This is a genomic window from Oscillospiraceae bacterium, assembly GCA_035353335.1.
GTDB lineage: Bacteria > Bacillota > Clostridia > Oscillospirales > JAKOTC01 > DAOPZJ01.
This window is the reverse complement of sequence record DAOPZJ010000088.1, coordinates 1-6779: the sequence shown is the minus strand read 5'-3', so window position 1 is coordinate 6779 and position 6779 is coordinate 1. Positions and strand designations below refer to the sequence as shown.

Annotated in this window: 8 protein-coding genes; all 8 read left to right on the top strand. The window is 45.7% G+C overall.

The features are described 5' to 3' along the window. The coding region (locus PKH29_12225; GenBank protein HNX15605.1) for a hypothetical protein at positions 1-717 on the top strand (717 nt) is incomplete at its 5' end. A gap of 307 nt (positions 718-1024) precedes the next feature. Beyond that, a complete protein-coding gene (purB, locus tag PKH29_12220; protein HNX15604.1) occupies positions 1025-2473 on the top strand; it encodes an adenylosuccinate lyase in 1449 nt (482 codons plus the stop codon). A 12-nt stretch (positions 2474-2485) separates the two neighbouring features. Beyond that, positions 2486-3763, top strand: coding sequence for an adenylosuccinate synthase (locus tag PKH29_12215; GenBank protein ID HNX15603.1), 1278 nt, complete (start codon positions 2486-2488; stop codon positions 3761-3763). 172 nt (positions 3764-3935) lie between these two features. After that, complete coding sequence (locus PKH29_12210) at positions 3936-4595, top strand: hypothetical protein (protein HNX15602.1); 660 nt, start codon at positions 3936-3938, stop codon at positions 4593-4595. A gap of 37 nt (positions 4596-4632) precedes the next feature. Further along, positions 4633-4935 (top strand): hypothetical protein, encoded by a 303-nt coding sequence (locus tag PKH29_12205; GenBank protein ID HNX15601.1) that lies wholly within the window; start codon positions 4633-4635, stop codon positions 4933-4935. Next, positions 4925-5260, top strand: a complete 336-nt coding sequence (locus tag PKH29_12200; protein ID HNX15600.1) for a hypothetical protein — start codon at positions 4925-4927, stop codon at positions 5258-5260. Before PKH29_12205 ends, PKH29_12200 begins: the two co-directional genes overlap by 11 nt. Positions 5261-5406: 146 nt before the next feature. Next, entirely contained in the window at positions 5407-6024 is a 618-nt protein-coding gene (locus PKH29_12195) for a hypothetical protein (protein HNX15599.1), read from the top strand. A 34-nt stretch (positions 6025-6058) separates the two neighbouring features. Beyond that, positions 6059-6667, top strand: coding sequence for a hypothetical protein (locus PKH29_12190; GenBank protein ID HNX15598.1), 609 nt, complete (start codon positions 6059-6061; stop codon positions 6665-6667). Positions 6668-6779 lie beyond the last annotated feature (112 nt).

The window sequence follows — 6779 nt, the reverse complement described above, 5'->3', positions numbered from 1 at the left end:
ACAGACCGAATAATAAAAACAATCGATTTCGGTCAAGTAGAGGGCACCTTTTTCAGCATTTCTAACAGTGGTGACCGGCTGCTTTATTCAAATGCGGGCGGCTTGTATGTGACGGATTTGGATTTTCAAAATAAAATTAAAATTTATACGCCCAAGGATTTATCAACGGGAGCGCGGTGGCCGTCTTTTTCCAACGACGATAGCAAAATCGCTTTTTCAATCGGGGAACCTTTAACCATGCAAAAATGTTTATATGATTTTTCAACTGGGGAAATCATCACAATCGATTATAATTCCTACTACACTTTCTGGCCGAAAAACTCTGACGGTTTCATTGCATGTGACGATGCTTTCGTAAGAGAATCCGACAACGATATTCACGCTAGTTTTAAATATTTCAATTTGAAAGGAGATGAAATCAACGCGGTGAATATCAGCACGGGTATTTATCCAATTCGGGCTACAGAGGATTATATGGTATATTATCAAAATGTTCAAACGATACAGAGATTGACTGAAACGGGTTTCCGCGATTGTAAAATTAAGTTGTGGAATTTTAAAAGCGGCGAACTAAAAGCACTTGACATCGGTTATCAAATTCAAGAGATTTGGTCGTATCAAGCCTCCAATGAAGGTAATAAACTGTTGATGTTTATGACTGTGGTAATCGACGGGAAAGCTGTCTCGAAGGTGTTATGGGTTGATCTTGGCGGATAAGGCTGTTATTTCAAAACGGGGAAACTGTCCCCCGTTTTGAATTGAGAAAATAAAATAACCGACACGGTAAAAAGTTTATACGGATAGTTTGGTATATTTATTCATAGAAAGCGTTAAATTGTCCTTGCAATGTCACGGGCGGTTTGGTATAATGAGGTATGTGATAAAAAGGGAATGATTTTTCCCCGAATTATCACATATTTTGTTTTCATGGGGTATCAATCAAATTCAGAAAAGATGAAAACAAACCCTTCGCGGATTTTGCCTCGACGCGTGCCTTAACCAGTTCGAAAGGACGGAAAAGCGTATGGAAAAATTGCAACAGGATTATCAATCATACGAATCTCCCTTGCAGGGCAGATATGCCTCGAAGGAGATGAAATATCTTTTTTCCGCCGAGAAAAAATTCACGACCTGGCGTAAACTTTGGATTGCGCTGGCGGAATCCGAGGCCGAGCTCGGTTTGCCGATTTCAAAAGAACAGATCGACGAGCTGAAAGCCCACGAAAAAGACGTCAACTATGCCGACGCAGAGGCCCGTGAAAAAGAGGTTCGGCACGATGTGATGGCACACGTCTGGGCTTACGGAAAGCAGTGTCCGAAAGCCGCGCCGATCATTCATCTGGGGGCAACCTCGTGCTATGTCGGAGACAATACCGACATCATCATCATGCGCGACGCACTCGTTTTATTGCGCGCAAAACTGGTCGATGCGATCCGCATTTTGGCCGGATTTGCCGAACAATACAAAGATCTGCCGACATTGGCGTTCACGCATTTTCAGCCCGCGCAGCCGACGACCGCCGGAAAACGCGCGACTTTATGGATTAATGACTTGGTCATGGATTTGACCGATTTGGAATATGTGCTTTCCACTTTATTACCGCTCGGCGACAAGGGCACGACCGGCACGCAGGCCAGCTTTTCGGAACTGTTTGAGGGCGATGATGAAAAATGCCGCCGTCTCGATGATATGATCGCCGCAAAGATGGGCTTTGAAAAAAGCGTCCCGGTGTCCGGGCAGACCTATTCGCGCAAGACCGACAGCCGCGTGCTGAACGTGCTCTCGGGCATCGCCCAGACCGCCGCGAAGTTTTCTAATGATATCCGGCTTTTACAACATCTGAAAGAAATCGAAGAGCCGTTTGAAAAGAACCAGATCGGCTCGTCGGCGATGGCGTATAAGCGCAACCCGATGCGCAGCGAGCGCATGGCATCTCTCGCGCGGTTTGTCGAGGTCAACGCCCTGAATCCGGCTCTGACCGCCTCGACCCAATGGTTTGAGCGCACGCTCGACGACTCCGCCAACCGCCGGTTGGCGATTTCCGAGTGCTTTTTGGCGGCGGACGCCATTTTGGAACTGCTGCGCAACGTCGGAAACGGCCTTGTCGTTTATCCGAAAGTCATCGCCGCGCACCTTGCAGCCGAACTGCCGTTTATGGCGACCGAGACGATTTTGATGGACGCCGTCAAGCGCGGCGGAAACCGCCAGGAACTGCACGAGCGCATCCGCGTCCATTCGATGGCAGCCGCGAAAGCGGTCAAGGAAGACGGCGCGAAAAACGATCTTTTGGAGCGGATTGCCGCCGATCCCGCGTTTGGTTTGACCTCGGAAGAACTCACCAAGTTGTGCAGACCCGAGAAATTCACCGGCCGCAGCGCGCATCAGGTGACGGAATACCTAAGCGAAGTCATCAAACCGCTGCTTGAAAAATACCGAAACGTCCGTATCGCGGACGCCGAAATACAGCTTTAGAAAGGGAACGTTATGATTAAAGCGATTGTTGGTTCCTGCTGGGGAGACGAGGGCAAAGGCAAAATCACCGACATGATGGCCGCCGATTCTGATGTCGTGATCCGATATCAGGGCGGAAGCAATGCCGGACATACGATCATCAACAACTACGGCAAGTTTGCGCTGCACCAACTGCCTTCCGGTGTGTTTTACGGCCATATCACGAACATCATCGGCAACGGCGTCGCGCTCGATCCCGGAAAATTGATGAAGGAACTCAATGATTTAAAAGAACGCGGCGTACCCGCGCCGAAGCTGCTGATTTCCGACCGCACGCAGGTGTTGATGCCTTACCATATCCTGTTTGACGAGTGCGAGGAAGCGCGTCTTGCGGGGAAGCAGTTCGGCTCCACCAAGAGCGGCATCGCGCCGTTCTATTCCGATAAATACGCCAAGGTCGGCATTCAGGTCAGCGAACTCTACGACGACGAAACCGTGCTGCACGAGAAGCTGCATGGCATTCTGACCCAGAAAAACGCTATTTTGACCGGGCTGTACAATCACGAACCGCTTGATGAAGATGTGATGTTTGCAAAGTTGATCGAATATCGCGAGCTGCTGCGCCCGTTTGTGGCGGATACCTTTGAATTCTTATGCGACGCGCGCGCCGCGGGCAAGACGATTCTGCTCGAAGGCCAGCTCGGCGCTTTAAAAGACCCCGATTTCGGCATCTATCCGATGGTCACCTCGTCAAATACCTTGGCCGGATACGGCACGGTCGGCGCGGGAGTTCCGCCTTATGAGATTCAAGAGATTGTTTCGGTCGTCAAGGCCTATTCGAGCGCGGTCGGCGCGGGCGAATTCGTCAGCGAGCTGTTCGGCGGCGAGGCGGAGGAACTTCGGCGCAGAGGCGGCGACGGCGGCGAATACGGCGCGACCACCGGAAGACCCCGCCGGGTCGGCTGGCTTGATCTGGTCGCTTCGAAATACGGCTGCCGGCTGCAGGGCGCGACCAAAGTCGCTTTTACGGTGCTCGATGTGCTCGGTTATCTCGATGAGTTAAAAGTATGCGTCGGTTATGAGATCGACGGAAAAGTTACCGATAAGTTCCCGACCACGGTTAAGCTCAAACACGCCAAACCGGTTTATAAAACATTGCCCGGCTGGAAGTGCGAAATCCGCGGTATCCGCGATTACCGCGACCTGCCCGAGAACTGTAAAAAATATATCGAATTCGCCGAGGAGTATATCGGCATCCATATCGGTATGATTTCCAACGGCCCGTCGAGAAATGATATTATTTTGAGATAGTTCTGAATTGTAAAGTTAACAGTTGACCGTTTACGGGAACAGTGTCCATCAAACAAATCATAAAAGGTCTCTCTTGAAAAAGAGGGGCTTTTTGTTTTATTTGAACGTTCGTATTGACAAATATTACAAAGACATGGTATAATTTAACAGAGGGTTGCGGAGGATAAAACGTATGAAGGAATTTCGCTTTTGGCTGATCTTCTTCTCTGTAGTGGCGTGCGTGATTTGGTTTGTCGGCCGGGTAACCCGCGATGAACTCCCGGGGCGGGGGGTTTGGGAAGATCGAACTTTTACCAACGAAGAATCGGGCATTTCATTGACGGTTCCGAAGGAATATCACATATATACCGACGCAGAAATGATTAAAATGTATCATTACTCCGACGATGTTTATGAACATGTGAAGAAAGAGACGAATTATTTCGACATGCAGATCGGGAGCGGAAATACGACACTGTATACGGTTTATATGGTGCTCGATTTTAATTGCTCCGCCGAACAATATATCAATCTTACAGAGGCAAATTTTACGCAAAAGCAACTCGGTAATGACCGAATAGCGGTTTCTTCGGATCAGTTTGAAAAAGTGATTTGCGGGCGGACCTATCACTGTCTCGGCATTACATTTGAGGGTGAGAAAATCGGTTATCGCCTTTGGTGTTTCAGATATATTCCGCAAAAAGGGTGGGTCTACATACAAATCGAAGCTGAAAACAAGGAAAAAGCCGATGAAATGCTGACGTATTTTCGTACGGAAACTGTCAATGCCGGTACTTTCAAAGAAATATACTGGTGGTTTGAAAGGGTGTTTTGGTTGCCTGAGATAAATTAATCTATGAAGACAATTATTATTAAAGGAGGAACGACACATGAAAAAGTTTGTATGCGGAATTTTAATCTGTGCTATGCTGGTAGGCGGGGTTATGGGCTGTTCACAGTCGATCGACAACAAGGTTCCGGCGCGAGGTGTTTGGGATGGGCAAGCTTATACCAACACGGAAACGGGCATTCGGCTGACGGTGCCGGAGAGGTATCACATCGATACCGATGAGGAATTGATCAAATGGCTCGGTTTACACGATGATTATTATGGATCTGCAAAACAAACAGGGTTATTACGATATTTATATCGAAGACAATGCTTCGGGCAGTTACTCGAAAATGATTATTGAGTATTCGGTTGATCCATCCGCCAATCTAACCGCCAAGCAAAAATTAAAGCAATACAAGACCCAAAATACCAGATACAATTTATATAACAATATGGATACGTGGTTTAACATCATATACGGCGATAACTTTGAGTTCACGTTATGCGGTGAAACATATCTATGCTGCGGTTTTACGCTGGAAAACCTGGGCACTTTTTACCGATTGCTCTGTTATCGAATTACTCCGGAAAAAGTAACCGTTTTCATTGAAATTACCGGTAATGGCGAGGAGGAAGTAATGGCGTATCTGGGGTTCTTTGATACGGCGAGTGTGATTGCAAAGTAATTTGATGAAATGAATATAAGCTCTTTGAATTTATTTTAATGTCATTGAGAGCGGTTTTATGCAGTTTGATTCCTATACAAGTGTCCTTGACAAAAACAATACGGCGAGGTAATATATACCTTAATCGGATTACGGAGGGAATAGACATGAAAAAGCTTGTTTGCGGATTGTTGGTTTTCGTTTTAATGATGGGCTGCGTTTTGGGCTGTTCCAATAAAGCAGAAATTCCCGCACGCGGCGTTTGGGACGGGCGGACTTATACCAATACGGAAGCGGAAATTCGTCTTACGGTTGCAGAGGGTTTTGAAATCGGTACAGATGAAAAAATCATTAAAACCTATGGTTTTTCAAATGACTATTTTGAAGATTTAAAGAGCAAGCAGGACTATTTTGATATTTTTATAGAAGATAAAACATCGGGCAGCTACTCGAGAATGTACATCCAATATTATACCGACCAGTTGAACAATACCACAGCTGAACAGAATTTGAATTTATATAAATCTGATCATAAAACATTTAAGTATTATAACGATGACAGACCAGATCTAAACATAATATATGGGGACAATTTTGAATTAACTTTATGCGGTATGACATACATCTGTTGTAGTTTTACACTTGAAGGCATTGACCAGTTTTACCAGTTGATGTGTTACCGAATCACTACGGGGAATGCAGTTGCTTTAATCAACATTCGAGGTAAAAGTGCGGAAAAGGTCAATACCTATCTGGCGTTTTTTAATACAGCAAATGTTAATTGAAAATAGCGAATCGCAACATTTAGGAGGGGAAAATATGAAAAAGCTTATTTGCGGATTGTTGGTTTTCGTTTTGTTGATGGGCGGCGCTTTGGGCTGTTCCAATAAAGCAGAAATTCCCGCACGCGGCGTTTGGGACGGGCGGACTTATACCAATACGGAAGCGGGGATTAGATTTACGGTTCCCGAGGAATATTACATTTACAGCGATGAGGAAATTATCAAGTGGCGCGGATATAGTGATGATTATCTCAAGGATGTAAAAAGCACCGTCGACTATTTTGATGTTTATATCAAGCTTGAAACTACGGAAAGTTTTTCGAGGATGTTAATTGAATATTTTATCAGTCAAGGCAAAGATACCACAACCGAACAATATTTAAATTTGTTTAAAGCCAATAACAACACAATAACATATGACGGGGAAAAGCGAGACAAAATATTTGGAGAAGCTGTTGAAAAAGTGATCTGCGGACAAACATATACCTGCTGCAGTAGTACGGTGGACGGCGTGGACGATTATTATGAAGTGTTTTGTTTTCGCATAATTTCCGGGAATGTAGTAGCATATATCGGTATTCGTGCTGAGAACGAGGAATCAGTGAACGCCTATCTGGCGTTTTTTGATACGACGAGTGTAGAATAAATTTAGCTGTTATATAATATCCGATCGTAAGGGAACACCTTGCGGTCGGATTTTTTATAGGGTCTTGACTAGAACAGCGAGGAGTAGTAAGCTGTAAACGAGGTCAAGATCA